The 25,816-nt window shown below is 60.9% G+C and carries 26 protein-coding genes; 15 read left to right on the forward strand and 11 right to left on the reverse strand.

The window, feature by feature from the left end:
* Positions 1-17: 17 nt before the first annotated feature.
* The 7 genes from ACR0J1_RS06775 to ACR0J1_RS06805 form a co-directional block, all read right to left on the reverse strand.
* A complete protein-coding gene (locus tag ACR0J1_RS06775) occupies positions 18-1,328 on the reverse strand; it encodes a M16 family metallopeptidase (RefSeq protein ID WP_480731639.1) in 1,311 nt (436 codons plus the stop codon).
* Positions 1,325-2,665 carry a M16 family metallopeptidase gene (locus ACR0J1_RS06780; protein ID WP_480731641.1) on the reverse strand — a complete coding sequence of 447 codons (1,341 nt, stop codon included), beginning with the start codon at positions 2,663-2,665 and terminating at the stop codon, positions 1,325-1,327. Before ACR0J1_RS06780 ends, ACR0J1_RS06775 begins: the two co-directional genes overlap by 4 nt.
* 85 nt (positions 2,666-2,750) lie before the next feature.
* A complete protein-coding gene (locus ACR0J1_RS06785) occupies positions 2,751-3,260 on the reverse strand; it encodes a DUF3035 domain-containing protein (protein WP_480731642.1) in 510 nt (169 codons plus the stop codon).
* A gap of 51 nt (positions 3,261-3,311) precedes the next feature.
* The gene (gene lspA / locus ACR0J1_RS06790; protein WP_480731644.1) at positions 3,312-3,782 is read right to left on the reverse strand and encodes a signal peptidase II; all 471 of its coding nucleotides are present in this window, start codon (positions 3,780-3,782) and stop codon (positions 3,312-3,314) included.
* Positions 3,782-5,371 (reverse strand): bifunctional phosphoribosylaminoimidazolecarboxamide formyltransferase/IMP cyclohydrolase, encoded by a 1,590-nt coding sequence (purH, locus tag ACR0J1_RS06795; protein ID WP_480731645.1) that lies wholly within the window; start codon positions 5,369-5,371, stop codon positions 3,782-3,784. The genes lspA and purH overlap by 1 nt, the downstream gene beginning before the upstream one ends.
* A gap of 22 nt (positions 5,372-5,393) precedes the next feature.
* On the reverse strand, positions 5,394-7,133 hold the full coding sequence (locus ACR0J1_RS06800) for a heparinase II/III family protein (protein WP_480731647.1): 1,740 nt from the start codon (positions 7,131-7,133) through the stop codon (positions 5,394-5,396).
* An 88-nt stretch (positions 7,134-7,221) separates the two neighbouring features.
* On the reverse strand, positions 7,222-8,481 hold the full coding sequence (locus ACR0J1_RS06805) for an RsmB/NOP family class I SAM-dependent RNA methyltransferase (protein ID WP_480731649.1): 1,260 nt from the start codon (positions 8,479-8,481) through the stop codon (positions 7,222-7,224).
* 91 nt (positions 8,482-8,572) lie between these two features.
* Here ACR0J1_RS06805 and ACR0J1_RS06810 point away from each other — a divergent pair, with 91 nt between their 5' ends.
* Positions 8,573-8,755: a DUF1674 domain-containing protein gene (locus ACR0J1_RS06810; protein ID WP_480731651.1), complete on the forward strand. Its 183-nt coding sequence runs from the start codon at positions 8,573-8,575 to the stop codon at positions 8,753-8,755.
* On the opposite strand, the gene ACR0J1_RS06815 is transcribed toward ACR0J1_RS06810, so the two are convergent.
* Positions 8,756-9,616 carry a LysR family transcriptional regulator gene (locus ACR0J1_RS06815; RefSeq protein ID WP_480731653.1) on the reverse strand — a complete coding sequence of 287 codons (861 nt, stop codon included), beginning with the start codon at positions 9,614-9,616 and terminating at the stop codon, positions 8,756-8,758.
* Positions 9,617-9,714: 98 nt separating this feature from the next.
* On the opposite strand from ACR0J1_RS06815, the gene tmpA reads away from it, so the two are divergent.
* The 4 genes from tmpA to ACR0J1_RS06835 all read left to right on the forward strand — a co-directional run bounded on the left by tmpA (position 9,715) and on the right by ACR0J1_RS06835 (position 13,057).
* Entirely contained in the window at positions 9,715-10,851 is a 1,137-nt protein-coding gene (tmpA, locus tag ACR0J1_RS06820; RefSeq protein ID WP_480731655.1) for a 2-trimethylaminoethylphosphonate dioxygenase, read from the forward strand.
* Positions 10,848-11,438, forward strand: coding sequence for a (R)-1-hydroxy-2-trimethylaminoethylphosphonate oxygenase (gene tmpB / locus ACR0J1_RS06825; protein WP_480731657.1), 591 nt, complete (start codon positions 10,848-10,850; stop codon positions 11,436-11,438). The genes tmpA and tmpB overlap by 4 nt, the downstream gene beginning before the upstream one ends.
* On the forward strand, positions 11,435-12,103 hold the full coding sequence (locus ACR0J1_RS06830) for an ureidoglycolate lyase (RefSeq protein ID WP_480731658.1): 669 nt from the start codon (positions 11,435-11,437) through the stop codon (positions 12,101-12,103). Before tmpB ends, ACR0J1_RS06830 begins: the two co-directional genes overlap by 4 nt.
* A gap of 93 nt (positions 12,104-12,196) precedes the next feature.
* A complete protein-coding gene (locus ACR0J1_RS06835; protein ID WP_480731660.1) occupies positions 12,197-13,057 on the forward strand; it encodes a hypothetical protein in 861 nt (286 codons plus the stop codon).
* Positions 13,058-13,468: 411 nt separating this feature from the next.
* Here ACR0J1_RS06835 and dapB read toward each other — a convergent pair whose 3' ends face one another.
* Positions 13,469-14,278 carry a 4-hydroxy-tetrahydrodipicolinate reductase gene (dapB, locus tag ACR0J1_RS06840; protein WP_480731662.1) on the reverse strand — a complete coding sequence of 270 codons (810 nt, stop codon included), beginning with the start codon at positions 14,276-14,278 and terminating at the stop codon, positions 13,469-13,471.
* 92 nt (positions 14,279-14,370) lie between these two features.
* On the opposite strand from dapB, the gene rbfA reads away from it, so the two are divergent.
* The 7 genes from rbfA to ACR0J1_RS06875 all read left to right on the forward strand — a co-directional run bounded on the left by rbfA (position 14,371) and on the right by ACR0J1_RS06875 (position 20,284).
* Positions 14,371-14,766: a 30S ribosome-binding factor RbfA gene (gene rbfA, locus ACR0J1_RS06845; protein ID WP_421597987.1), complete on the forward strand. Its 396-nt coding sequence runs from the start codon at positions 14,371-14,373 to the stop codon at positions 14,764-14,766.
* Positions 14,763-15,503, forward strand: coding sequence for a phosphodiester glycosidase family protein (locus ACR0J1_RS06850; protein WP_480731663.1), 741 nt, complete (start codon positions 14,763-14,765; stop codon positions 15,501-15,503). Before rbfA ends, ACR0J1_RS06850 begins: the two co-directional genes overlap by 4 nt.
* A gap of 54 nt (positions 15,504-15,557) precedes the next feature.
* Complete coding sequence (gene truB / locus ACR0J1_RS06855; protein ID WP_480731664.1) at positions 15,558-16,463, forward strand: tRNA pseudouridine(55) synthase TruB; 906 nt, start codon at positions 15,558-15,560, stop codon at positions 16,461-16,463.
* A 22-nt stretch (positions 16,464-16,485) separates the two neighbouring features.
* The gene (locus tag ACR0J1_RS06860; RefSeq protein WP_480731666.1) at positions 16,486-16,989 is read left to right on the forward strand and encodes a DUF1643 domain-containing protein; all 504 of its coding nucleotides are present in this window, start codon (positions 16,486-16,488) and stop codon (positions 16,987-16,989) included.
* 95 nt (positions 16,990-17,084) lie between these two features.
* Entirely contained in the window at positions 17,085-18,101 is a 1,017-nt protein-coding gene (locus ACR0J1_RS06865) for a calcium-binding protein (protein ID WP_480731668.1), read from the forward strand.
* Between the two features lie 145 nt (positions 18,102-18,246).
* The gene (gene rpsO / locus ACR0J1_RS06870) at positions 18,247-18,516 is read left to right on the forward strand and encodes a 30S ribosomal protein S15 (RefSeq protein ID WP_008757925.1); all 270 of its coding nucleotides are present in this window, start codon (positions 18,247-18,249) and stop codon (positions 18,514-18,516) included.
* Positions 18,517-18,751: 235 nt separating this feature from the next.
* Complete coding sequence (locus ACR0J1_RS06875) at positions 18,752-20,284, forward strand: EF-hand domain-containing protein (RefSeq protein WP_480731670.1); 1,533 nt, start codon at positions 18,752-18,754, stop codon at positions 20,282-20,284.
* A gap of 10 nt (positions 20,285-20,294) precedes the next feature.
* Here ACR0J1_RS06875 and ACR0J1_RS06880 read toward each other — a convergent pair whose 3' ends face one another.
* On the reverse strand, positions 20,295-20,672 hold the full coding sequence (locus ACR0J1_RS06880) for a winged helix-turn-helix transcriptional regulator (protein ID WP_480731672.1): 378 nt from the start codon (positions 20,670-20,672) through the stop codon (positions 20,295-20,297).
* A 182-nt stretch (positions 20,673-20,854) separates the two neighbouring features.
* On the opposite strand from ACR0J1_RS06880, the gene ACR0J1_RS06885 reads away from it, so the two are divergent.
* Positions 20,855-21,625: a nuclear transport factor 2 family protein gene (locus tag ACR0J1_RS06885; RefSeq protein ID WP_480731674.1), complete on the forward strand. Its 771-nt coding sequence runs from the start codon at positions 20,855-20,857 to the stop codon at positions 21,623-21,625.
* Between the two features lie 481 nt (positions 21,626-22,106).
* Positions 22,107-22,661 (forward strand): hypothetical protein, encoded by a 555-nt coding sequence (locus tag ACR0J1_RS06890; protein ID WP_480731676.1) that lies wholly within the window; start codon positions 22,107-22,109, stop codon positions 22,659-22,661.
* A gap of 637 nt (positions 22,662-23,298) precedes the next feature.
* Here ACR0J1_RS06890 and ACR0J1_RS06895 read toward each other — a convergent pair.
* Entirely contained in the window at positions 23,299-24,900 is a 1,602-nt protein-coding gene (locus ACR0J1_RS06895) for a BCCT family transporter (RefSeq protein WP_480731678.1), read from the reverse strand.
* Positions 24,901-25,390: 490 nt separating this feature from the next.
* Between ACR0J1_RS06895 and ACR0J1_RS06900 the strand changes: the two genes are divergently transcribed.
* Complete coding sequence (locus ACR0J1_RS06900) at positions 25,391-25,777, forward strand: excalibur calcium-binding domain-containing protein (RefSeq protein WP_480732146.1); 387 nt, start codon at positions 25,391-25,393, stop codon at positions 25,775-25,777.
* Positions 25,778-25,816 lie beyond the last annotated feature (39 nt).

The raw sequence follows: 25,816 nt of genomic DNA on the forward strand, positions 1-25,816 counted from the left end.
GGCTCAGCCCCTGTTGGTCAGTTCGTGGTTTCCAGCCCTTCGGGCTTGCCCACGACGGTGAAATGCAGTCCCTCGGGATCCAGCAATTCCGCGGCCACCCGGTTCACCTCATCCAGCGTTACCGCGTTCACCTTGTCATTGCGGGTGGCGATGTAGTCGATGGGCAGGTCTTCCATCTGCATCCCCACCATGATCCCGGCGATCTGGCCGTTGCCATCAAACCGCAGCGGATAGGCTCCGGTCAGATAGGTCTTGGCATCGTCCAGTTCCTTCTGTGTCACGCCCTCGGTGGCGGCACGGGCCCATTCGGCGCGGATCACCTCAACCGCGTCGGCAATCCGGTCATTGGCCGAGGACACCGAGCCCAGATAGACCGAGGCCAGATCCTTGGGCACAAGGAAGGTCGAAACGCCATAGGTCAGTCCACGCTTTTCACGCACCTCGTGCATCAGACGGCTTTCGAACCCGCCCCCGCCCAGAATGTGATTCAGGATGAAGGCGGCAAAGAAGTCGGGGTCGTCGCGGTCGATCCCCGCATGACCGAACAGAGCCACCGATTGCGGCGTGTCGAACTCGACCACACTGACGCCGCCGGGAATGTTGACCTCGGCCTTGCCGGGGATCGGCTTGCCGGTATCGGGCAGATCGGCCAGCAGCGTATCCAGCAACGCGCCCAGTTCTTCGGCGGTAATGTCGCCCACGGCGCCCACATAGAGCTGGTCCTTGGCAAACACGTCGTTATAGGCGGTCACGATATCGTCGCGCGTCAGGGCCGAGACGCTTTCGATCGTCCCCTTGCCCTCGGTCCCATAGGGATGATCGCCATAGGCCATCGCCGCGAAATTCCGCCCGGCAATGTCATTCGGATCGGTCCGGTCCGACCGCAGGCCCGAGATCACCTGTGCGCGCACCCGATCAATCGCATCCTGATCAAAGCGCGGTTCGTGGATGGTGATGCGCAGCAGGTCGATCACCGCGTCCCGGTTCTCGGTCAGAAACCGCGCCGAAATCGACACGGTGTCATCCGTCGCGCGATAGCTGAACGAGGCGGCCAGCGATTCCAGCTGGCGCGCATAGGTACGGGCGTCCATCTCGCCCGCGCCCTCTTCGATCAGACCGCTCATCAGATAGACCGCACCGCGCTTGTCCGGATCGTCCAGCGAGGTGCCGCCGCGGAAGCGCAGCTCCAGCGCGGTGAAGGGGATGGCGTGATCCTCGACCAGCCAGGCGGTGATGCCGCCGGGCGAGGTGACCTCTTGAATCTCGATCTCGGCCCAGGCGGGCAGCGCGATGACGAAAGCAATCAGGGTTGCGAAAATCCGTTTCATTGCGTCACCTCATCGTCGCGCATCAGCCAGCCGGTGACGGATGTTTCGGGTTGCAGCACGTCGCGCGCGGCGGCGATGATCTCATCCCCGGTCACGGCCTGCAGGATATCGGGCCAGGCCTGCACATCCTCGACCGTCAGACCGCTGGTCAGCGCCCGGCCATAGCGGTTGCCGATGCCGTCCACATTGTCCCGTGCATAGGTCTGCGCAGCGCGCAACTGCATCTTGATCCGGTCCAGATCATCGGGGTTCACCCCTTCGGCGATGAAATCCGCCACCACCTGATCCATCGCATCCTCGGCCTCTTGCAGGGAAACCCCTTCGGCCGGAACAACCAGCAGATCAAACGTCGTGTCATCCAGCGACACGCCGCGATAGAACGCCCCGGCATAGACAACCTTCTGCTGCTCGAACTGCAGTTTCTCGTTCAGATACGAGGTCGTGCTGCCGCCCAGCAACTCGGCCAGCAGAAACAGCGCGGCGGCTTTCTCTTGCGCGCCCGCGTCGCGTTCGGGGGCCAGATAGCTGCGCTGCACGTAAGGCTGTGCCACGCGCGGGTCCTTGAACGTCAGACGCCGCGCCGAGGTTTGCGGCGGTTCCTGCGACCGCACCCGTTCCGGCAGGTCTGGGTTGGCCGGGATCACGCCATAGTACTTCTCGGCCAGGGTCCGGACTTCATCGGGGTCCACGTCTCCGGTGACGACCAGAATGGCGTTATTGGGCGAATAGTGGATCTGGTAGAAGGACAGTGCGTCCTCCATGTCCAGCGTCTCCATCTCGTGTTTCCAGCCGATGATCGGCACGCCGTAGCGGTGGTTTAGATATTGCGCCGCATTCATCTGTTCACCGAACAGGGCGCGGGGATTGTTTTCGGTGCGCTGGTTGCGCTCCTCCAGAATGACGTCGCGCTCGGTAGCGATGTCGTCCTCGGTCAGGCGGATGTTGCGCATCCGGTCCGCCTCCATCCGCATCATCAACTCCAGCCGGTCGGCGGCGACGCGTTGAAAATAGGCGGTGTAGTCATACGAGGTGAAAGCGTTGTCATTGCCACCATTGGCCGCGACAGTGGCCGAAAACTCTCCGGCCTCAAGATCGTCGGTGGCCTTGAACAGCAGGTGTTCCAGAAAATGCGCCACGCCGGACGATCCGATCGGTTCATCCGCCGATCCGGCCCGATACCAGACCATATGCTGCACAACAGGCGCGCGGTTATCCTCGACCACGACGACATCCATGCCGTTGTCCAGCGTGAAGGTTGTGACCGCCTCGTGGCCTTCCTTGGCCCACAAAGGGGTCGCGGTCAGCAGGGCAGCCGACAGGGCAAGGGCCCGAACCATGGGGCATCCTCCGTTTGTTTCCTGACGTTCAAACTACGGTGGTGCAGGCTGCGTTCAAGACCGATGACGGAAAGTTAAGAAGATTTCATTCCAGCGGCGGGGCCGAAGGTGTCTCGATCCCGCGCTGGCGCGCGGCCTCGTTGGCGTTGTTGGCATCGATGGCCTGACGCCGATAGGCCTGCGCGTAGCGATCAACCGGGAACAAGCGCAGGCGGGTGAAACGTTCCTGCCGCTTGCGGAAGGCCGCATCCTCTTCAGCCAGCACCTGCCGCGTATCGGCGGCAACACCATAGCGGCTGGACGCCGTCACCAGCGCCGCATCACCCGAGGGGATCGCCCCATTGGGGTTCAGCGCCGTTTCCTTGCCGCCCAGTGCAACGACCGCATCCGCCTTGGGGTTCGGATCGGTCAGATTCGCACCGCCCGGCGTGGGAGCTGGCAGAAAGGCGTAATCCTTGGGCTCGGTCAGCGGCTTCACCGGCAGCACCGAGAACTCATCCGGGCCCTGCCCCGGCGCGCGCAGATTGCGCAGACCGATATCGGAACAGCCCGCAACCGCAAGCGTCAGGATCAGAATGGCGTGCGGCGTCCGCATGAGTGTCTCCAGCCAGTTTCCACGCGCTTTTATCCCATTTGAACGGGCGCGTCACGAGGGCTTTTTGCCCTCAAACAGCACCAGCCCGATTGCGCCGGCAAAAATGAACACATCCGCCAGATTGAACACAAACGGGTTATTGATGCCGCAGCAGGACATATTGAGAAAGTCCAGAACATAGCCGTAAAGCACCCGATCCACGACATTTCCCAGCGCCCCGCCGATCAACAGGCCGCCGCAGATGGCCATCAGCTTGGTCGGGGCGGTGCGCCCCAGCCAGATCAGAACACCAACGCAGATTGCGACAGAAATCCCGATCAGCACCCAGCGCGCAGCCTCGCTGTCGCCCTGAAACAGGCCGAAATTGATGCCCCGATTCTCGCCGTATTTGAACACCAGAAGCGGCGGCAACACATCGATATCGCCCTGCGCCACGCGCATTACGTGCACGACCAGATATTTGCTGATCTGGTCGGTCGCAAAGGCAGCCAGCGCAGCCCAGAGAAGCAGCGGATTGCGCATCAGTGCCGGAAATGCCGCATGCCGGTGAAGACCATGGCCAGTCCGGCCTCATCCGCAGCGGCAATCACCTCGTCATCGCGCATCGATCCGCCGGGCTGGATCACGCAGGTCGCACCGGCCTCAGCGGCCTCCATCAGACCGTCGGGGAAGGGGAAGAACGCATCCGACGCCACCGCCGAGCCGATGGTCAGCGGTTGCGGCAGGTCCAGCACATCGGCCATGCGTTCGGCCTTCTTCGCGGCAATCAGGGCCGAGTCCACGCGGCTCATCTGCCCTGCGCCCACGCCCACGGTTGCGCCGTCTTTTACATAGACGATGGCGTTGGATTTGACGTGTTTCGCAACTTTCCACGCAAACAGCAGGTCGCGCATCTGCTCGTCGGTCGGGGCTTTCTTGGTGACGACCTTCAGGTCATCCATGCCGACAAAACCGTTATCCTTGTCCTGCACCAGCAGACCTCCGGCGACCTGACGCACGGTTTTGCCACCGGCGGTCACATCCGGCAGGCCCTCGGTCGTCAGCAGGCGCAGGTTCTTCTTGGCGGCAAAAATCGCCTTGGCCTCGTCTGAGGCACCCGGAGCAATCACCACCTCGGTGAAAATCCCGGTGATCTCTTGCGCGGTTTCCGCATCCAGCGGCTGGTTCAGCGCCACAATCCCGCCAAAGGCCGAGGTGCGGTCGCAGTCGAAGGCCGCTTTGTAGGCGTCCAGCAGGGTTGCGCCGTTGGCCACACCGCAGGGGTTGGCGTGTTTGATGATGGCACAGGCGGCACCTTCCGCCGGGTCGAATTCGGCCACCAGTTCGAACGCGGCATCGGTGTCGTTGATATTGTTGTAGCTGAGTTCCTTGCCCTGATGCTGCACGGCGGTAGCAACGCCGGCGCGGCCCGAGCCATCGGTGTAGAAGGCTGCCGTCTGATGGCTGTTCTCGCCATAACGCAGGGTCTGTTTCAGCTCTCCGGCAAAGGCGCGGCGTTTGGGGGCCTCAAGTTCCAGCGCCTCGGCCAGCCAGTTCGACACGGCGGTGTCATAGGCGGCGGTACGGGCATAGGCCTTTTGCGCCAGCTTGCGGCGGAATTTCGGGCAGGTTGCGCCGTTGTGCTGGTCCATATCGCCCAGCAGCTTGTCATAATCCTCGACATCCACAACCACGTTTACAAAGGCATGGTTCTTCGCCGCCGCGCGGATCATTGCCGGGCCGCCAATGTCGATATTCTCGACACATTCGTCATAATCGGCACCTTTGGCCACGGTCGCCTCAAACGGATAGAGGTTCACCACCAGCAGGTCGATCGCACCGATACCGTGTTCCTCCATCGCAGCGATGTGCGTGTCGTTGTCGCGCAGCGCCAGCAGGCCGCCATGCACCATCGGGTGCAGCGTCTTGACCCGGCCATCCATCATCTCTGGGAAGCCGGTGACCTCGCTGACATCCTTAACGGCAAGCCCCGCATCCCGAAGCGCCTTTGCCGTGCCACCGGTCGACAACAGCTCGACCCCGCGCTCTGCCAAGGCCTTGCCCAGCTCGATCAGCCCGGTCTTGTCGGAAACGGAAAGCAACGCGCGGCGCACGGGGTGAAGATCGGTCATGGGTCCAAAGGTCCTTTTGGCGTCAGTCGAATACGGGCTCATCCCGGTGCGTGTCCCGCACGGCATAGGCTGTATCCTGAGCCTTCCGCAGCGTCCACCGGATGCGCGTCGCATACTCCATTGCGCGGCCAGAGAGAACGATCTGTTTTGTCGCGCGTGGCTTCAGGCGGCCCTTTTCAAGATAAACACTTGGTTCGACTGACAACTTTCCGATGTTGTCATGGCGAAAAACCCAGATCTCGCCGCTTTTGAGTGCCATCGACACCGCAGCACCCCCCAGATCCAGCGCCGCATCCACGTCGGGATGCAGGTGAAAACGGATATCAAAGCCGATCCCTTTGAGGTTCGCCGCGTCCATCGCCCGGTCAAACTGCCGCTTGGCCTTGTCAGTGGCGGTCAGCAGAATATCCTCGCCCACCAATTCGCGCCCGTCAAAACGCAGTTCAAGCGTCCGGGCGTGGGTCAGGCCGAAGACCTTGGCGTACCCGTCGTGACCGGCCATGAACCGGGTGCCTTCGAAAGCGTCCTCGAAATCTACCGGCACGTCTTGCGGGCCATCGACCATCGCCTCATGCGCGGCACCTTTCATCGGCGCGGCAAGGCGGGCGCTGGAATATCTGTCCACGCACAATGTCGAATGTGAGGGCGTCGCCCGGCCCGCCCGGCGCCAATCCTGTCCGAAACTGCCGCCCGAGCCGCAATTCACGATCAGCGGACGGCGGCCCGAGGTCAGCTCGAACGCAAGGGTCGAGGCATGGGCGTTGTAAGACGCGGCCCCTTTGGGTGGCGCGCTGGCATCCACCAGAACGGTGGTCCGCGACGCCGCCAGCCGTGCGAAGCCCATCGACAGGTCCGAATGGTCCTGCGGTTTCACCCCACTGTGGGCCAACGCCTGATCCAGCCGCCCTTCAAGCCCCCGCCCACCACCATGGAACCGCGCCAGCGCGCCATCCGCATGGCGTAGGTTGCGCAGAGTCGGCGCGATCCGCCGGATCGCCTCGGTCTGGGCCGCAGGTGTGCCACGCCCCACCTCGCTCAGCGCGGCAGAGGTCCAGGCTAGCAGCGTGAAAACCTCAAGCAATTCTTCAGGGTTCCGGGTCGGGATACCCCCTTCGGCATCAATCTGACGCTCGCATTCACGGGCCAGCGCCTTGAGCGCGGGGTCCGCCATCTGCTCCAGCCCGTCCAGCGCCAAGCCGGCCTGTACCAGACCGCCCAGCGCCTCGAACCGCGGCAGACCCGGCGTGGCCGAGGTCCAGCGTTTGGACAGGAACCATGTCTGCTGCGCCAGCGACCGGAAGAACAACTTGCTGTGCGCCTCATCCATCCCGCGCAGCAGGAACAGGGCGTGGTTGATCCAGCGCATCACACGCCGCCCGGTCAGATCGGGGGCCCAGCCGGGGCCATGCCCCCGCCCATGCGCCTCGATCCAGCCCCAGACCCAGCGCTGCGCCTTTTCGCGCGCGCGGTAGTCTCCGACGGCGGCCAGATCGTCGAGCCATGCGAATCCGTGGCGCTCATTGTCGAAATCGGCGCTGGGGGCGATGACGTCCCAAAGCTCGGTATCTTCGGCCTCGACCAGATAGCCCGCAAACAGCAGGTTGCCGGCCACCAACTGCCGCCCGCGCGCGAATGAGCCGACCGTGCGCGGCTCGGGCTGGCCGACGAAACCGGCGACCGGCTTTCGCCTTTGGCTCAGACGCGCGTAGAGACGGTTCTGAAACCGTGTCCAGCGATTGGCCATTGGGTCCGAGTTTGACATGACGCTTGCGATTCTGCCCCTTGCGCTCTGCGGGCGCTTGAGCACACGATAGACCGGTCCGTTCGTCAAGTCATCGAAAAGCGTCGCCTCAGGCGGATTTGTTCAGACAGGCGATATAGAAGCCGTCCATGCCGCCTTGCTCGGGCCAATAATCAGGTCGCAGGCGCAACCCGCCTTCCTCGGTGATCCAGTCGCTTTCAATGCCCGCAATATCCAGCGCGGCACGGTCAGTTTGCATATCAGAATGCTGGTCCAGCGCCTCTTCGATCTGTACCTCGCCCTCGTCGGGCAACAACGAACAGGTGCAATAAACCAGCCGCCCTCCGGGTTTGAGCAAAGACCACGCATGGGCAAGCATCCGCGCCTGCAGATCCATCAGCCCGCCGAATTCCGAGCCGTCCTTGGCAAAGGGCAGGTCCGGGTGGCGGCGAATGGTGCCGGTTGCCGAACACGGCGCGTCCAGCAGGATGGCGTCGTACTCGCCCTGATGGTCCAGCGCATCACCGGCGATCACGGTGGCCTTCAGGCCCGTGCGTTTCAGGTTCTCATGCACCCGCGCCAGCCGCGCCTCTGAGATATCCAGCGCCGTGACCTCGGCCCCCGCAGCCGCCAGTTGCAAAGTCTTACCCCCCGGCGCAGCGCAAAGGTCCAGCACCTTTTCCCCCGCCTTCGGGGCCAGAACCCGCGCAGGTAATGCCGCCGCCGCATCCTGCACCCACCAATCACCCCGGTCATATCCCGGCAAGGTCGACACCTGACCGGCCTCGTGCAACCGGACCGAACCGGTGGGCAAGGCGTCTCCGCCCGGGGCCTCAGCCCCCGGTTTCAGGGTCACATCCAAAGGTGCGCCGTGGAATTGGGTCTGCTCCATGCCCTTCACGGCATCCTCACCCCACGCCATAATCAACGGATCGCGCAGCCACTCCGGCAGGCGAGGCACGCGCATCTTGGGCCATGCCTCGGGGCCGTCGGCCGCGATCTTGCGCAGAACTGCGTTCACCAGCCCTTTGAGCCGCCCATGCTTGCGTGACCGCCCGATGATCTCGACCATCGAATTGACGACCCCATGCGCCGCCTCGCCCTGACACAGCTCGACCGTGCCCAGCCGCAAGGCGTTGTGAACGGTCAGCGCAGGTGTCTGCCGCAGGTGATCCGCCAGCAGCCGGTCGGCGCGTTCCAACCCGCGCAAGGTTTCGATGGTCAACCGTTGCGCCCGCGCACGATCTTCAGGAGCCAGTCGATCCAGCGCGCCCGCGGCCAGACATTCGGGCAGCAGCCGCCCCTCGCCCAGTATCTGATCCAGCAGATAGATGGCGCTGCGGCGCGCGGCGGTTGCGGAATTTGACATGATGCTGGTTGCCCCTGATGACCTTTGCCCGCATTGCCTTGGGCGGACGAGGGCGTATATCAAGGCGCGGAACGGAAAGGAACCCGATCTCATGAGTGACGCGCACCAAGACCTGCCCCCCGCCGCCCAGCGCGCCTTGGCCGAGGCTGAAGCCCGTCGTAAAAAAGCCGAGGCCGAGGCGAAAGAGCAACCCAAAGAACTGGGCGGGCGCGACGGTCCCGATCCGGCCCGCTATGGAGATTGGGAGAAGAAGGGCATCGCCATCGACTTCTGATCAGTCCGCGCCCCGCAGCGCCTGCAGAAAATCGTCAATCAACGCCCGCTGGCGTTTCGACCGCACCCGATCCTCGGGCCAAGTCAGCCAGTAGCCATCTTTGGTCTGCAGCTCAGGCAGGTCCAGACGGCACAACCGCCCCGTCTGCAGGTTGCCCGCTGCCAAAGGCACCGAGCCCAACACGATCCCCATCCCTTGCCGCGCTGCCGTGATCGCGTGGCCAACGGAATCGAAACTCAGCCGCCCCGTCGGCAAATCTTCGACCCCCGCCACCCGCACCCAATCCTGCCATCCCGGGCGCTCCCCGCGCAGATCGATCAGCGGTGCACCCCATTCGACACCAGGCGCAGCCATCGGGGCCAGTACCTCAGGCGAGATCAGTTTCGCCTCGCGACCAGCCCACGACCCGCGACCATAACGTAACTGCAACCATGTCCGCTCTTCCTCCAACGACGATCGGCGCGCCATGGAATCGGTCATCACCCGCACCTTGGGCCGTACATCCAGAAACGCGGGCAACGCAGGCAAGACCAAAGCATGGATGTGCGACGACAACCCCGCCACCCGCAACTCGCGCGGGGATTTGCCGAACAGGTCCTCGGTATTGCGCTCCAGCGCCTGCAGGCTGTCCTGCACCAGCGGCAGATAGCTTTCGCCCTCGATAGTCAGCGACACCCCGCGCGCCTCGCGCACGAACAGCGACCGGCCCAGCCATGCCTCAAGGTTCCCAATCCGCTGGCTGACTGCCGCCTGCGTCAAGCCGAACTCGCGCGCGGCAGCCGAGAAACCGCCCAAACGCCCAGCGGCCTCAAACACACGCAGCCAATCCAGCGGCGGCAATCCGATCTGTTTCTTAGCCATAAGATTTTCCAAGCCTCAGTCGCAATAAGGATTAATTGTGGTAATGCCACGAACCGCGTATCTCCTCAACCAAAGCCGCGCTGAACAGGAGAGACCCCATGCTGCGCACCGCCACCTTCGATCCGTCCGTTGTCACCGTAGACTTCGCCGATGGCACACGCTCCCGCTTTCACGCCATCTGGCTGCGCGACAACGCGCTGGACCCGGAAACCCGCGCGCCGGGCAATGGCCAGCGCCTGATCACCATCGGTGACATCCCCGCTGATACTGCGATCAGTGCTGTCGAGATTACCAATGGCGATCTGCAAGTCACCTTCCAACCCGAAGACAAGACCGTCACTTTCCCCGCCGACTGGCTGGCCGCGCACCGCTATGACCGCGATCAGAGCACCGAATTCGGGCGCATTGCCCCCGGCATCACTACATGGGCGCAGGGCATCGACGCCCCAAGCGGCGACTGGACGCAGGTTCACACGGACCCCGCCGCCAAGCGCAACTGGCTGGCCGCCGTCGCCGAATACGGCTTTGCCAAGCTGACAAACGGCCCGACCACGCCGGAATCGCTGCTGCAGGTGGCTGACCTGTTCGGCTATGTGCGTGAAACCAATTACGGCCCCTATTTCGAAGTCCGGACCGAGGTGAACCCGAACAACCTCGCCTTTACCGGGTTGGGCCTGCAGGCGCATACCGACAACCCTTATCGCGACCCGGTGCCGACGCTGCAGATCCTCTATTGCCTCGAAAACAGCGCCGAGGGCGGCGATTCCATCGTGGTCGACGGGTTCCGCGCCGCCGAGACGCTGCGCGATCAGAACCCCGAGGGCTTCGCCCTGCTGGCGGGCTATCCCGCCCGGTTCGAATACAAGGGCTCGGACGGAGTCTGCCTGCGGTCGCGCCGCCCAATGATCGAGTTGTCACCCGATGGAGAACTAATCGGCATCCGCTTCAACAATCGGTCCTCGGCCCCGTTCGTGGACGTGCCGTTTGACAAGATGGAGGCCTATTACGCCGCCTACCGCCAACTGGGCGACATCATCGACGACCCGGCGATGGGCGTGTCGTTCAAACTGGAACCAGGTGAGAGCTTTATCGTCGACAACACCCGCGTGCTGCATGCCCGTCTGGGCTATTCAGGCGCAGGCTCTCGCTGGCTACAGGGATGTTATGCTGACAAAGACGGGCTGCTTTCGACGCTGGCGGCAATGGAGATGACGCAAACGGAGGCGGCGGAATGAGGCCCGATTTCTCAACCCTGAACCGAGACAACATCGTGGCCTTCATCGGCGATATCTTTACCCGCCGCGGCGGCGAGGAATACCTGGGCGAACCCGTCACCATGGCCGAGCACATGCTGCAAGGCGCAACCATCGCCGAACAAAACGGCATGCCCGAGGAAATCATCGTCGGCGCGCTGCTGCATGACATCGGCCACTTCACCTCGGAATTCGGCACCTACCAACCTGACGACACCGAAGACCGGCATCACGAAGATGCAGGGGCCGAAGTGCTGGAGCAGTTCTTTCCCTCTGTCATCACCGATTGCTGCCGATACCATGTGGCGGCCAAGCGATACCTCTGCGCCACTAAGCCCGAGTACTTCAACCGCTTGTCGACCGCCTCGGTCCACACGCTGGAACTGCAGGGCGGCCCGATGAGCGCCGAAGAAGTCACCGCCTTCGAGGCCAACCCGAACCTGAAAGAGATCATTCAGGTGCGATATCTGGACGAGGCCGGAAAGCGCGCTGATATGGAAACCCCCGATTTCGCTCATTTCGCCCCGATGGTGCAGCGTATGGTCGACAAACATATGGAGGTCGCATGAACGCCCCCGAATATATCTTTGAAGCCAGCACCAAGCCCTCACTGCCCTGGCACGAGGTGCCTCTGATCCGCGCCACCGACGAATCTGTCAAAGGCTATGGCTGTCTGGTCGATGACCCCGAGGGGTTCGAGATCGAAATCACCCGCTGGCCGCAACAGGGCTGGCGCCCCATAGATGAGGGCACCGGGGATGAAGGCGGCTGGGTCGAGGGCACCTTTCACGGTGAATGGAAGGGCGATGTGCTCTATGGCAAGAACGAGGCGGTCGGTGGCCACTATGTTCTGGGCTGGTCCACCGACCCGCAGCAGGCGCAGGCGGACCGGCAAACCGCGCCCCGGGATCAGGTCCTGCTGTGGCATATGAATTACCACCCCGATGGCGGTCAGATGTTCTGGCCGTTAGACAACAAACCCTTCATCATCCCCGCTGCCCTGCCGGGTGACAATCTGACACCTGAAAAGGTGGTGGCTTTCTGGTGCGACGGCTCCAAAGGCCTCTATATCCATCCCGGCATCTGGCACGAGGGGATTTTCCCGGTCGAAGACACCCAGCGGTTCCTTGATCGCCAGGGCGCAGTTCACGCTCGGGTCAGCGCCGATATCGGCAAAGAGTTCGGCGTCTATCTCGCCTGTCCGCTGCGTGCGAACAAGATCAGGGATCTCTAAGGATACATCCTTCGGGGCGTGTTTTCAGATTCCCTTAACCTTTGCGCCAAACTTCTGCGATACTCTCCTTGTGCGTGTTGTGAGGAGGCGCAGATGGCTTTGAATCGACGGAAACTGGTGCAATTGGGAACCGCAGCCACCGCAAGCGCGCTGGTGCCGCAAATTGCACTTGGCGCAACCGGTCAGAATGAGGCCTTCGAAGCGCAGTTTGCCGATACGCTGAACCGCCTGCGCGCGGGTTTTGCCGCGCTTGGCTTTGCCGAGGCACAGCCGCTGCCGATCAGCACCGGTGATACGAGCTATAACGGCGGGCTGCGGCATGATTTCGATCAGAGCACGCTGCCCACCGAAGCATTCATCATTCAACCTCTGGCCCGCGTCGGCGATGTCGCCGAGAAAACCCGCCCCGATGTCCTGCCCCTGTTTCACGAGGTCGGCTGCCATCCGGGCGGCTTGATTACCGGTCAGGACACGACCCATCTGATGCTGCACCTTCTGACCGAGACCTTCGGCCTCGACCCCGCGCGCATCGCCTTTGTCAGCGTGCCGCAGGCAAACGATATGCGCCCCGTTCTGGACGGCCTGAACCTACCCTTTGCGGAAAAGGTCCTGCTGCGCGACGAGGCCGAAGCGCTGGCCGCCCGCGATGCCTCGGGCTATTTCTTTCCCGACCCGTTTGGCGACGACTATCTGGTCACGATGGGCGTCTATTACCGCGTCGGTGACCAACCCGAACCGGCACCTGCCGCCTATCCCCCTTCGGCCAACTGGACCGAGATCGGAGAGATCATCATCGGCGGTGAGGTCGCACCTTTGGGCATTTCTATCGGAGCTGAACGCCTCACATATGCTCTGACCGGTCAGTTCCCGACATGGGATCAGCGGTTGGGCGCATTGTTTGCGCAGGTCGAGCAGGAGGGTGCCGAACCGCCCGGTCTGACCGCGTTTCGGTAATCTGCATTTTGCGAAGGGTATGAGGAATCTTATTTGCTGACTTTGTTCTTAATTATGTTTGGGTTTGTGTTCATCATGAGCCTGACATGCTGGATCGCCACGATTTTTCTGACTTCGGTTTTCCCGATATTCAAATTTAAGGACGAGTTTATCGAGTTCTGGATCAGAACAAGAGGCGAGCCACCATCACGCAAGCGATTGCTTCTGAACGCTCATGGAGCATGTAATATTTGGTTCAGGACTGAAATATGTGACGATCTGAACGTACCCAATGGGATACGGATTATCCCGAATGCCAACTACTTCCATTTTTTCATGATACACTTTCTATCGCTTTTCGCAGCTGTGGTATTTTGGATCGTGATGTTCTTTCTTTATGTTCTTGCGCGCGCTTACATCTAGCCGTAGCCCCTACAACCCCAATACATCCACCATATCATACTGACCCGGCGCCTTGCCCTGCCCCCACAGCGCCGCCTTGAGCGCGCCGCGGGCAAATATGGCGCGGTCGGTGGCCAGATGGCGCAGGACGATGCGCTCGCCGGGGGCGGCGAACAGGACGTCATGCTCGCCCACGATGTCTCCGCCGCGAATGGCGTGGAAGCCGATATGGCCGCGCTGACGCGCGCCGGTGATGCCGTCGCGTGCTCGGTCGGACACGTCCGCCAGATTGACCCCGCGCCCTTCGGCGGCGGCCTCACCCAGCATCAGCGCCGTGCCCGAGGGCGCATCGACCTTGTGGTGGTGGTGGCCCTCAATCACCTCGATATCGAAATCTTCGTCCAGTGCAGCAGCGACCTTTTTTGTTAGCTGAACCAACAAGTTGACGCCTAGACTCATGTTGCCCGCCCGAACGATCACCGCATGGCGCGCGGCTGGTTCCAGCGCGGCGATCTGTTCGTCACTCATGCCGGTGGTGCCGATCACATGCACACAGCGCGCCTGTGCCGCCAGCGCTGCGAACTCCAGCGTTGCCTCGGGCGCGGTGAAATCGATCACCGCTTGCGCCCGCGCAAAGGCTTCCAACGGGTCGTCAGTGACCGTGACGCCCAACGCCTGACCACCCATCGCCGTGCCCACATCCTGACCGATCCAGTCATGCCCCTTACGCTCGACCACGCCGACCAGACGCGCCTGATCGCTCTCAGACACGGTCTTGATCAGCATCTGCCCCATCCGGCCCGAAGCCCCTGTGATGACGATCCCCGGAATATGGGTCATTACGCTGGTCCTTTTCGCTAAGTCGGCTCAAAGCCTCCTACCCCGTTCGCACCCGCTTGGCAAAGCCCAGCTTTGCGCTTAGATCGGGGATTATGGCAAAGAACAAATTCCACGATGGCCCCGGCCCGTCCCAACGGCAACTGCGCGTCGGCGAACTGATCCGCCGCACCCTGTCCGAGGTTCTGGCGCGCGGAGATGTCCACGACCCCGACCTGAACCGCATGTCGATCACCGTGGGCGAGGTGCGCACCTCGCCCGATCTGAAAATCGCCACCGCCTATGTGCTGCCCCTGGGCGGCAAGGGTCAGGAGGACGTGATCGACCTGCTCGCCCGTAACAAGGGTGAATTGCGGCGCGTGATCGGCAAGAAGCTGAATCTGAAATTCTCACCCGATCTGCGGTTCCGTCTGGATGACACGTTCGACCGTCTGGACGACACCCGCCGCATGTTCGATCAGGACGCGGTGCGCCGCGATCTGGACGAGTGATCCGGGCATTCGCCACATTGGGCGCGGTCCTGTGGGCCGCGCAGGCTGGTGCGGTGACCTGCGAGAAGGTTACCCATGAAGACAAGCGTTTTACCATCTGCGAGGCAGATGCGTCCGAAGATCTGCGTCTGTTTTTGAACGGCGCGGACGGCGACGTACTGGGGCATTTTTCCTCAGTAAACGAGGCTCTGGCCCCGGAAGGCAAGCGTCTCGCCTTTGCAATGAATGCGGGCATGTATCACGACGACCGTTCGCCTGTCGGTCACTATGTGGAAAATGGGCAAGAACAGATGCGCGTCATCGCCAACCCCGGCCCCGGCAATTTCGGCCTGCTGCCCAACGGTGTGTTCTGCATCCGCGACGGGCGCGCCGATGTATTCGAGACGCTGGATTATGTCGACCAGGCCCCAGATTGTCGTTTCGCCACCCAATCCGGCCCCATGCTGGTGATCGACGGAGAGTTGCACCCCCGGTTCCTGCCCGATTCGACCTCGCTTTTCGTGCGCAACGGCGTGGGCACCAGCGATGATGGCAAGCTTGTGGTGTTTGCGATCTCTGAGGACTACGTCACATTCCACGAATTCGGCCTGCTGTTTCGCGACGTGCTGCAAACCCCGAACGCGCTGTTCTTCGACGGCAATATCTCGCGCCTCTACGACCGCGCGGGCAACCGGTCGGATATCGGGTTCTCGCTGGGGCCGATCGTGGGTGTGGTCGAAGACGTCCCTGCAAATTGACAGGGCTGAGGCGATCCGTTACCCCGCGCGCCTTGGCAAGATTCTGGGTGTGACATGGGACGCAAACGCAAGGGCCGCGATATCTCGGGTTGGCTGGTGGTGGACAAGCCTGCGGGCATGACCTCGACCGCGGTGGTCAACAAGGTGCGTTGGGCGATGGACGCGAAGAAGGCGGGCCATGCAGGCACGCTGGACCCCGAGGCGACGGGTGTTCTGGCGGTGGCCTTGGGTGAGGCGACCAAGACGGTTCCCTATATCACCGACGCGCTGAAGGCTTACACCTTCACCGTGCGTCTGGGGCAGGCCACCAACACCGACGATGCCGAGGGCGAAGTGATCGCATCCAGCGATCTGCGCCCTTCGGATGACGACATCAAACAGGCGCTCAGCCCGTTTCTGGGTGAGATCATGCAGGTGCCGCCGAAGTTCTCGGCCGTGAAGATCGACGGCCAGCGCGCCTATAAACTGGCCCGCGATGGCGAGGATGTGGAACTGGCCGCCCGGCCCCTGTGGGTCGAGGAACTGATCCTGGTTGACCGTCCCGACACCGATCATGTGGTGCTGGAGATGACCTGTGGCAAGGGTGGCTATGTGCGGTCCATCGCCCGCGATCTGGGTGAGGCGTTGGGCTGCCATGGCCATGTCCGGGAACTACGCCGCATCTGGTCCGGCCCGTTTGAGGCCGAGGATGGGCTGAGCATTGAGCAAATCGACGAGATGGCCAAAACCACCGCGCTGGACGACTATCTGCACCCGCTGGAAACCGGTCTGTCGGACCTGCCCGAGCTGAAATGCACCCCCGAAGGGGCCACCCGCCTGCGCAATGGCAATCCGGGCATGGTGCTGGCCTCGGACGTGGAATATGGCGATGAGGCTTGGGCCTCGCTGGATGGCAAGGCCGTGGCCGTGGGCATCTACAAATCCGGCGAATTGCATCCCAGCCGGGTGTTCGTCGCCTAACCCTCGTGATAGGCGATAGGGCATGATCACCCGAACGCATACCAAGGGCGACGCGCCCTCGACCGCCATCTATTCCGACTGCGAAAAGTATCGATATAGCCTGACCCGTGTCTGGGATGCGGCGGGGCGAAAAGCGCTGTTCGTGATGCTGAACCCGTCAACCGCGACCGAGGTGCAGAACGACCCGACCGTCGAACGCTGTGAGCGCCGCGCAAGGGCGCTGGGGTTCGGGGCGTTTCAAGTCACCAACATCTTCGCCTGGCGCGACACCGACCCACGCAAGATGCGCGCCGCAGCCGATCCGGTCGGACCCGCCAACGACGCGGCCATTCTGGACGGCGTTAAATGGGCCGATCAGGTCATCGCCGCATGGGGCACCCATGGCGCGCATCTGGATCGCGGCCCGGCGGTCGAATGCCTGCTGCGCGGCACCGGGCAGCCGCTGTTCCATCTGGGGCTGACCAAGGACGGGCATCCGAAACATCCGCTCTATATCGCCTATACCCAACAGCCCGAGCGCTGGTGACGAAGGGTTAACCACACCTCCAACTTGGCTTTGACCAAGCACCTGACAACATGGGATATTTCACACTCGGAGCATTCTGCGTGCGGAGGGGTGTCATGTTTCTGATCGGGTTGTTTGGACTGGCTGCCGTTGGCGGCGCAGCTTACGCGATGGGGGATATCCTTGCCCCCGTGGAAGAGGATGAGGATGACCACATCGAAGAGACGCCCGACGAGGATCTGCCCGAAGGCAACCTGTTGGATCCGGACGAAAACATCGAAGAACCAACTGACCCCGAAGAGGTCGGCACGGGTGAAGTGATCTCGGACCACGAGGGCGATCTGATCCTTGCAGGCAGCGAGGGCACCGACGCGCTGACTGGTCAGGATGGCGACGATCAGATCAACGGATATGGTGGCGATGATCTGATTGACGGCGGTGCGGGACATGACGTTTTGCATGGCGGTCAGGGCGATGACATCGTGGCTGGCAACGCGGGAAATGACCTGCTGCACGGCGAGGCGGGCGCGGATGAATTGCTGGGTCAGTCGGGGGATGACACGCTCTATGGTCATTTCGGCGCGGATCATCTGATGGGCGGCGAAGGGGACGATCAGCTTTTTGGCGGGCAGGATGACGACAGGCTTGACGGTGGCGACGGCGACGACGCGTTACAGGGCGGCAAGGGCGCGGATTATCTGGCGGGCGGAGAAGGTGAGGACGCGCTGTTCGGCGGCGATGGAGACGACGTTCTGACCGGCGACGATGGTAAGGGCGAGGAAACCCGCGATTTCCTCAATGGCGGCGCGGGGGATGATGTTCTGCTGGCCTATGGCGGCGATGTGGTAACGGGCGGAGAAGGCGAGGACGACGTCGTCATCCAGGCCGAGCCCGCGCAAGACAGTGTCACGATCATGGACTTCCAGTTGGGGCAGGACAAGCTTCTGGTCACCTGGGAGGGGCCCGGTGAACCCGATATCGAGATCGAAAAAGACAGTGAAAATAGCAGCTTGACCCATGTGAGCCTGAACGGGGAGCAGATCGCCCGGCTGCATGGAGTTGATGGTTTGACCATCGAGGATATTCAACTGGTGACCGAGGCGCATCTGGCCCAGCTGACCGCCACCGGCTGAGCGGGCAGAAACCCTTTGCCATCCGCGCCAAAAGCGCCTATACGCGCCCATCCGCATCGGAATCGGTGCGGTTTTCTCCATGGGCCTGTGCTGGACGACATCCCGGCCTGCGCCATCAACCTCAACCTTTTTAAAGGAGACCCCGATGTCGATTACTGCCGCTGAAAAAGCACGCGTCATGAAAGAATTCGCAACCAAGGACGGCGACACCGGTTCGCCCGAAGTCCAGGTTGCCATCCTGACCTCGCGCATCACCACCCTGACCGAGCACTTCAAGACCCACAAGAAAGACAACCACGGTCGCCGTGGTCTGCTGAAGATGGTCGCCCAGCGCCGTAAGCTGCTGGACTATCTGAAGGGTAAAGAAGAAGCACGGTACCAGGACCTGATCAAAAAGCTGGGCATCCGCCGCTAAGCGCGTTTTGTCCGGATTGTACAAGCTCTGAGAGCAACTTTGTGCAATTTGTACGTTTTTACGCCCGCCATTTTGGCGGGCGTTTTTCGTTTGCTGGGGTCCCGGTTTCATAAACCCAGCGGCGACCGGTGCCCACACATTGCGCGCGCAACGACGTTAACCTTTCATTAACGATTGCCCTGCCACCATCGGGTGCTATCCATTACTCAAGTGTTGATTTCGGGACATTGATTTCATGAAGCTTAACAGATTCCTGTGTACCCTGCTGGTGGCCGGGGCGGGGCAAATCGCGTCGGCACAATCGGAACCCACGCCCGAACCGGGGCCGAACCTGACGCGGCAGACGATGGAGCGGATCACCCTGAATCCGAACGCCTTCACGGAAGAGGCGATCCGGCAGCTGTTCCACTACTCCCCCGATGGAGAGCTGACCCGAGACGCCATCGCGGTGCACGAGGCGATGCAGACAGCGCGGCAGCGGGCCAGCGCCTTGGGTCGTGTATTTGCGTTCGATCTGGATGGCGACATGGAGGTCTCGACAGCTGAGGTCGAGCGGCAGCTGCCCTATCTGAACCAAGGTCAGTCGGTGGCGCTGCAGACCCTTCTGGCAACCGCAGATCGCAACCGCGACGGCAGTTTGTCGCTGACCGAGCTTTGGCAAGACGCGATGTCGCGCGAGGCGCGGATGCGGCCGGACCGGAAACGGATGGAAGAGCTTTTGCAGTTTGACGCCAATCAGGACGGCAAGGTCACCCCGGACGAGATCGCGCAGACCGTCGAAAAGATTGCAGCCAACGAAGTGTCACCGAACGTCACCCCGCCACAGTCCCTGCGCCAACCCGTAGCCGGACAGTCTTGCGAATTTCCCGAACCATCGGCAGAGGCCGAAATCCTGCTGCTCGGCGGGTATGAGGGCTATGCCGTTTCCAACATGGCAATGTCGGGGCTGGACCGAGAGACCTCGGCGGCGGTGATCCATATCGAAGAGGGCGATGCGCCGCTTTATATCCTAGCGACGGCATTCGACTCGATCGTCTGGAAAATCACCGGCGACACGGACCGGGTGGAACGGTTTGTTGCGCCGGCCACCGCGCGGGGTGTCGGCGTTGCCGGGCTTGCGCCCGAGGTCGTTCATTTCGAACCCGGGCGCAACTGTTTGCCCAAGTATTTCAAGGACCGCGACTCGGGCGAAGCGATCGCCGCCAAAGGACGGGTCTCATCCAAGCTGAAGCGCAGCGTGGACCATATGTTCGGGGCCTATACGCTGGGCGAGATTCACCTGCCCTCGGGCGCACATAAGGGCATCACGGGCGGCGGCACCAAGGCGAACGGGCTGACCATCATCAAGAACAACCGGCGTTACCTTGTGACCGATGACGGGGTGCAGGTTCTGGACCCGCCCAAGGACCAACAGGTTGGCGATCTGGAGCGCAAACTGCAGAAGCTGTTGCTGCGTTATTACAGAGGGGGGATTCTGGAATTTGCCGAGGGCGAGGTTGTGGCCTCACATCAAGCCCAGCCCTATGACGTGCTGCCGCAACAGGCAGGGTTGCTGCAACTGGCCCGACAAGGCGCGCTGAGCCAGACGCCGGATGGCTATTTCAAGATCGACAAGCCGATCCCGCGGTTCCCGGCGGGTCTGAACGGCGGGCATTCGGTCCGGTTCATCTTGTCGACCGGCGTACCGATGCCGGGCGGTTCACCCGGGCATTCGACCGTGATCCGCGAGGAAGACGGAACCTGCGTCGCGGGGCACAGGTGCCCCTGAGCCGGAGGGCTCAGTCGGGGTGGGCGCGCTCATACTCCATACGCGCGGTTTTGACCTGATCCATCTGCTCGTGCGACCAGTAGACCAGCGGCTTGAGCAAGCCTAACAGGCTGCGGCCCAGAGGGGTCAGCGCATAGGACACCGCAACCGGCGGGCCGGGGTCGACGGTGCGGGTCAGATAGCCGTCGCGCTGCAACCCGCGCAGGTTTTCGGTCAGCACCCGCTGGGTGACGTCGCCGATGCAGCGCTTGATCTCTCCGAACCGTTTCGGTTCGTCCTCAAGCGCCAGAATGATGATCATCCGCCATTTGCCGGTGACGTTCGACAGAACGGAACGGATTGAGCAGTTTGACGCTTCGGCCTTGCTGTTGACGCCGATGGGAAGCATGGGGACCTCTGGTTCGATTTAGATACTTGCAGCGATCATAATACTATTAGTCGACAGCGCAAAGCATTGTTTTGCATGGCAGTATCCTGAAAGTAACTACGTGATTTTAAAGTGCGTAATTGTAATGTGGTGCGTTTTTAATACTTACTATCGCCACAACACGAATCATCAGGAATTGACCCATGACCCCCAAAGAGCTTGTCCTCGCCCTGTTCTCGGCCGCCTTTGTCGAGCATGACCCCGACGCCGCGCGCCAGATGGTGAGCCCCGACTATATCCAGCATAACCCGCAGGTGCCCACCGGTGCCGAAGGGCTGATGGGTCTGATCCCGCTGGTTGCACAGTCGGGCATGACAGCCACCACCCATCGCGTGATCACCGAGGGTGACATGGTTGTGCTGCACAACACCTATGACAATGCGGATGCGTTCGGGGCCTCTTCGCTGGCGGCGTTTGACATCTTCCGGGTCGATGACGGGAAGGTTGTCGAACATTGGGACAACCTGCAGCCCATCCCAGACACCACTGCATCGGGGCGCGGCATGACGGACGGGCCCACTCAGATCACCGATCTGGACAAGACGCAGGAAAACAAGGCGCTGGTGCTGGGTTTTGTGCGCGATGTGCTGGGCGGTGCCGCGCCCGAGAATGTCGCGAATTACATGGACCCCGAAGTTTACATGCAGCACAACCCCTCGATCGAGGACGGGCTGTCGGGCCTGATGGCCGCAATTGAAGCCTTTGCCGCGCAGGGTATGGTGATCACGAAGTTCGAGCCCCAGTTTGCGGTGGCCGAGGGCAATTTCGTCTTTGTGGCGACGGACGCGATTATGGGCGGTGAGCCTTGGGCGTTCTTCGATCTGTGGCGGGTCGAGGACGGCAAGATTGTCGAGCATTGGGATGTCGTCTCGCCCATTCCGGCGGAGATGGCGCATGGGAATGGGAAGTTCTGAGGCGTAGGCGCAGGGGCTAAAGCCTTTATTCTTTACAACTAGGGAAAACGCCCGCCAATTCGGCGGGCGTTCTTCATTTGGATGATCTCCAAGCAGTCATTCGCTGGGCTTGCAGCGCAGAGCCCAAGACCCGCACCAACGAAAACAATGCGGACGTCGCAAGATAAAGTGCAGGGCATGATCCGGACCTTCTGTGCCACCACATTTGCTGTGTTGCGGCTTTCCTAACGCACACATCCAAGAACGCACCTTACTCTAGCCTGCTACGAGAGCCATGCAACGAGCAGGATAGTGCTTTTGATAGTCGCCTAATTGAAGCTACTTTAATCTTCTCAAGTCTTGTGGTCGGGCTGCAATCAACCACCAACGCTGAGAACCCCCCCCTAGGGAAGAACATTTCGGGATCAAATGCCATCTCAACCATAACAAATAGGCCATCACAGCATTGACTCACCCTCTCCGATGCTGCATTAACTGAGATATGGAAATCTCAGCATCACAGATTCAGGGTCGGCGCAAAAAATTAGAGCAAGATATCTCTGATTTAATGAAGCGCATTGAAGACAAAAAGACGGAGCTTAGTGAGCTTGAAATCGCTGAGCGCGTGTTCAGAAGCTTGTCTGCTCCATCAACAGTTGATGGCCGCTCAAGTAAGCCTCGAACGCCCGTTTATGCCCAGACGCCAGCTGTGGAAAAGTATTCGGCTCCTTCGACGCCGACATTGACAGTAAGACAAATTATCTTTGAGGCACTGAAAGTTGCACAGCAACAAGGCAAGCCTGGATTGGCTCCTAAAGACTTTAGAGAATACGCTCGAGAGAAGTATGGACGTGATATCGGGCCGCAGGCAAATACCGTATCTTCACGTATGTGGCGTGATGCAAAGGAAATCGACAAGAACGTAGAGACTGGGTTGTTCAGTTTACTGCCTAGGAATGAAGACGCTGACAGAAACCTTGGCCGGGATACATCAGCGCCTTCTCTTTTCCAACCACCTGCGAAAGACCGTGAAGCCGGTTCGGGAGGTGGTCCATGATAATAGACTAGCTTCTCACCATGGCGGCTCTCGCGAAAGCGGGGGCCGTTTCAAAACCTTGAGCGGCAACTCAAGGAAAAATTAGACCGTTGTGCAGCCCAACTTCTCTTAGGAATATGCGATTTTTCGCTGAATCCGTCAACTGTATAACGGTCGCAGCATCATGGAGATATTGATGCACGACTGCAAAGTGACGCCTGCCATGGCGTCCGTAATCAAACTGGCACGCGAACAGCGCATCCCCTACTCGTGGATTACTGGGTACTACACTGGCCTCAATTTTGGTCGGATCGCGGACGTGATGAAGGGGCGCTTGTTTCCTGACGTACCGCCAGCTCAGGCGCTTCCACCTGACTTCCCAACGTCGGTGTAAACTACGAGGGCGGCTCATAGGCCGCCCTCTTTCGGCACCCAATGCTAGTAAGGACCGTTTCATTCCATCGTGGTCATCTGTCAAACTGACCGCAGTACTAACTACCGCTCTCTGAGATGGCAAAGTCGGAAATTGGACTAATCTATCTGACTGCCTGCAGTACGTTGTCTACACTGGAACGGCGGCACAGGGCTCATGGCATTCCTCTACCTCTGAAAAAACGCCCGCCAAATGACGGGCGTTTCGTGTTGGTACAACCAAGGCCTACATCTTGGCCCGCTCTGATTTCAGCGCCAGCCACAGGCAATAGCACATCACCAGAACAACCAGCGTGAACGGGATGCCGGTCGAGACCGCAGCCCCCTGCAACGCGGCGAGGCCTCCGCCCAGCAGCAGCGCGATGGCAACCAGACCTTCCAGCGTACACCAGAACACCCGCTGTACCACCGGCGCATCCATCTTGCCGCCTGCGGTGATCGTGTCGATCACCAGCGAGCCCGAGTCGGACGAGGTGACAAAGAACACCACGATCAGCACCAGTGCGATGGGTGCGACAATGCCGTAAAGCGGCAGTTCTTTCAGGAAGCCGAACAGCGCGCCCTCGGGGGCGTAGCTGTCGATCACCGTGGCGCGAACGCCTTCCGCTCCGCCTGCGTTCAGCATGTCGATGGCGGCACCGCCGAAGGTCGACATCCACAGCGCGCAAACTGCCGTGGGAGCCAGCAGGGCGCAGAGAATGAACTCACGCACTGTGCGGCCCTTGGAGATACGGGCGATGAACATGCCGACAAAGGGCGACCACGCGATCCACCAGGCCCAGTAGAAGGTTGTCCAGCCGTGGAAATAGCTGGTGTCTTCTCGTCCGAACGGATTCGACAGCGCCGGAAGGTGCGTCACGTAATCTACCATCACGTTGAAATACCGCGCGATGGCGGTGCCGACGCCGGTGACGACGATGACAAAGATGAACAGGCCCACGGCCATGATCATGTTGATCTCGCTCAGCCGTTTGACACCTGCATCCATGCCCATCAGGACCGAGCCCAGCGCGATCAGCGTGATGCCGATGATCAGCAGGACGGTCACGGTCGGGCTGGGTTCGATGCCGAACACCTCGTTCAGGCCTGCCGCAACCTGTTGCGCGCCAAGACCCAGCGATGTGGTCAGGCCAAAGAGCGTAGCAAAGACCGCCAGCGTGTCGATCATGTGACCCCACCAGCCCCAGACACGCTCGCCCAGGATCGGATAGAACGCCGAGCGCAGGGTCAGCGGCAGATCCAGGTTATAGGCAAAGATCGCAAGGCTCAGGCCCACGGCCGCATAGACCGCCCAGCCTTCGAGGCCCCAATGGTGGATGGTGCCGACGATGCCTGCATATTCATTGCCCGGCACCGCGATATCGATGCCCAGAGGCACCGCGTTGCCGCCTTCCGCAAAGTTGTAATAGACCGGCTCCATCACGCCGAAGAACAGCAGCCCGATGCCGATACCGGCGGCGAACATCATCGCGATCCAACCAGCATAGGAATAGTCTGGCTTGGCGTCCTTGCCGCCGATCCGCACCTTGCCCACTGGCAGGATGATCAGCACCAGACAGAACAGGGTGATTGCATCGACCGACAGGACCAGGAACCAGTCAAACGTGCTGGTCAGCCAGGGCCGGAGCCAGCCAAAAAAGGTTGCCGCGGCCTCCTGATTGGCGAGTGCGATCAGAACGAACGCAAAGATCAGGATGCTTGAGATCAAAAAGACCGGGTTGTGAATATCCAGACCGAAAGGCCGGACGTTATCCTGCCCAAGCTCATATTCGGTCTCGAAGTCATAAATCCGGGGATCCGGATCCAGCATTTTCTTGGTTTGTGCCATTCGTCTGCCCTTCTGTTCGACAAGTGCAAACGCCAAGGTATTCGGCCAGCGGACGGAGAGGAGAGTATTGTCCCTTGGCGCATTTCCGTCATATCGACCGCAAGCTTCGTGGTAACAGCCTATACCGACATGAAAATTTCACAAAATATATTCCTCACTAGGAATGTTAGCGAGCAAAACACATCCGTACTGTCTGACCGTCCCGCGCTGGACCAGCTTACCTCTTTCAAAGAGTCTCACAGGTCGCTAAGTCTTCGACGCTGATGTCGTTCCCCATTTCAACCGTTCGATCCCGCCCAAAACTGCAGCATTCTTAGGCAAGTTGAGGACTCTGATGCGTGTCTTATTCTCTTTTGTGATAGTGCTTTTATCTGCGTGCTCCGCTGATCTTCTTTCACCTGAAGCCCTATCCTCCAAAGTCGCTCAGGCATCGACGTCAGAATTGTGCGCTGCCTATTTTCAGCCGCGAACCACATCCCGTGGCAAACTCATGATCGAAGCGGAACTGGCCGAGCGCAAGGTCAACCAATGTGCTTTGGGCAACTATGGTCAGTTCAGTCTGTCGAACGCTGGAAAGACGATCTATTCAAGGCCCGCTGCCGCTGGCTTGGACCAATACGACTGTGACGACTTTCCAAATGGCGCAGCAGCTCAGAAGTTCTTTCTGGCTTCCGGTGGTCCAATCTCAGATCCGCATAACCTTGATGGTGATGGCGACGGTCTGGCCTGCGAGTGGAGCGCACAGATCCGAAGGGTGTCGACGTACCGCCGACCTGTACCTAGCGCCAGACGATCCTATTCCAGATGCTATACTGGTCCACGCGGTGGGACCTACACGATAACCGCTAGTGGCAACAAGAATTACAGCGGTTGTTAATCGGCACACCTTCCGCCGTCTTGTCCCTTCCCTTCGCGC

Source organism: Ruegeria sp. CJ3 (genome assembly GCF_056536725.1).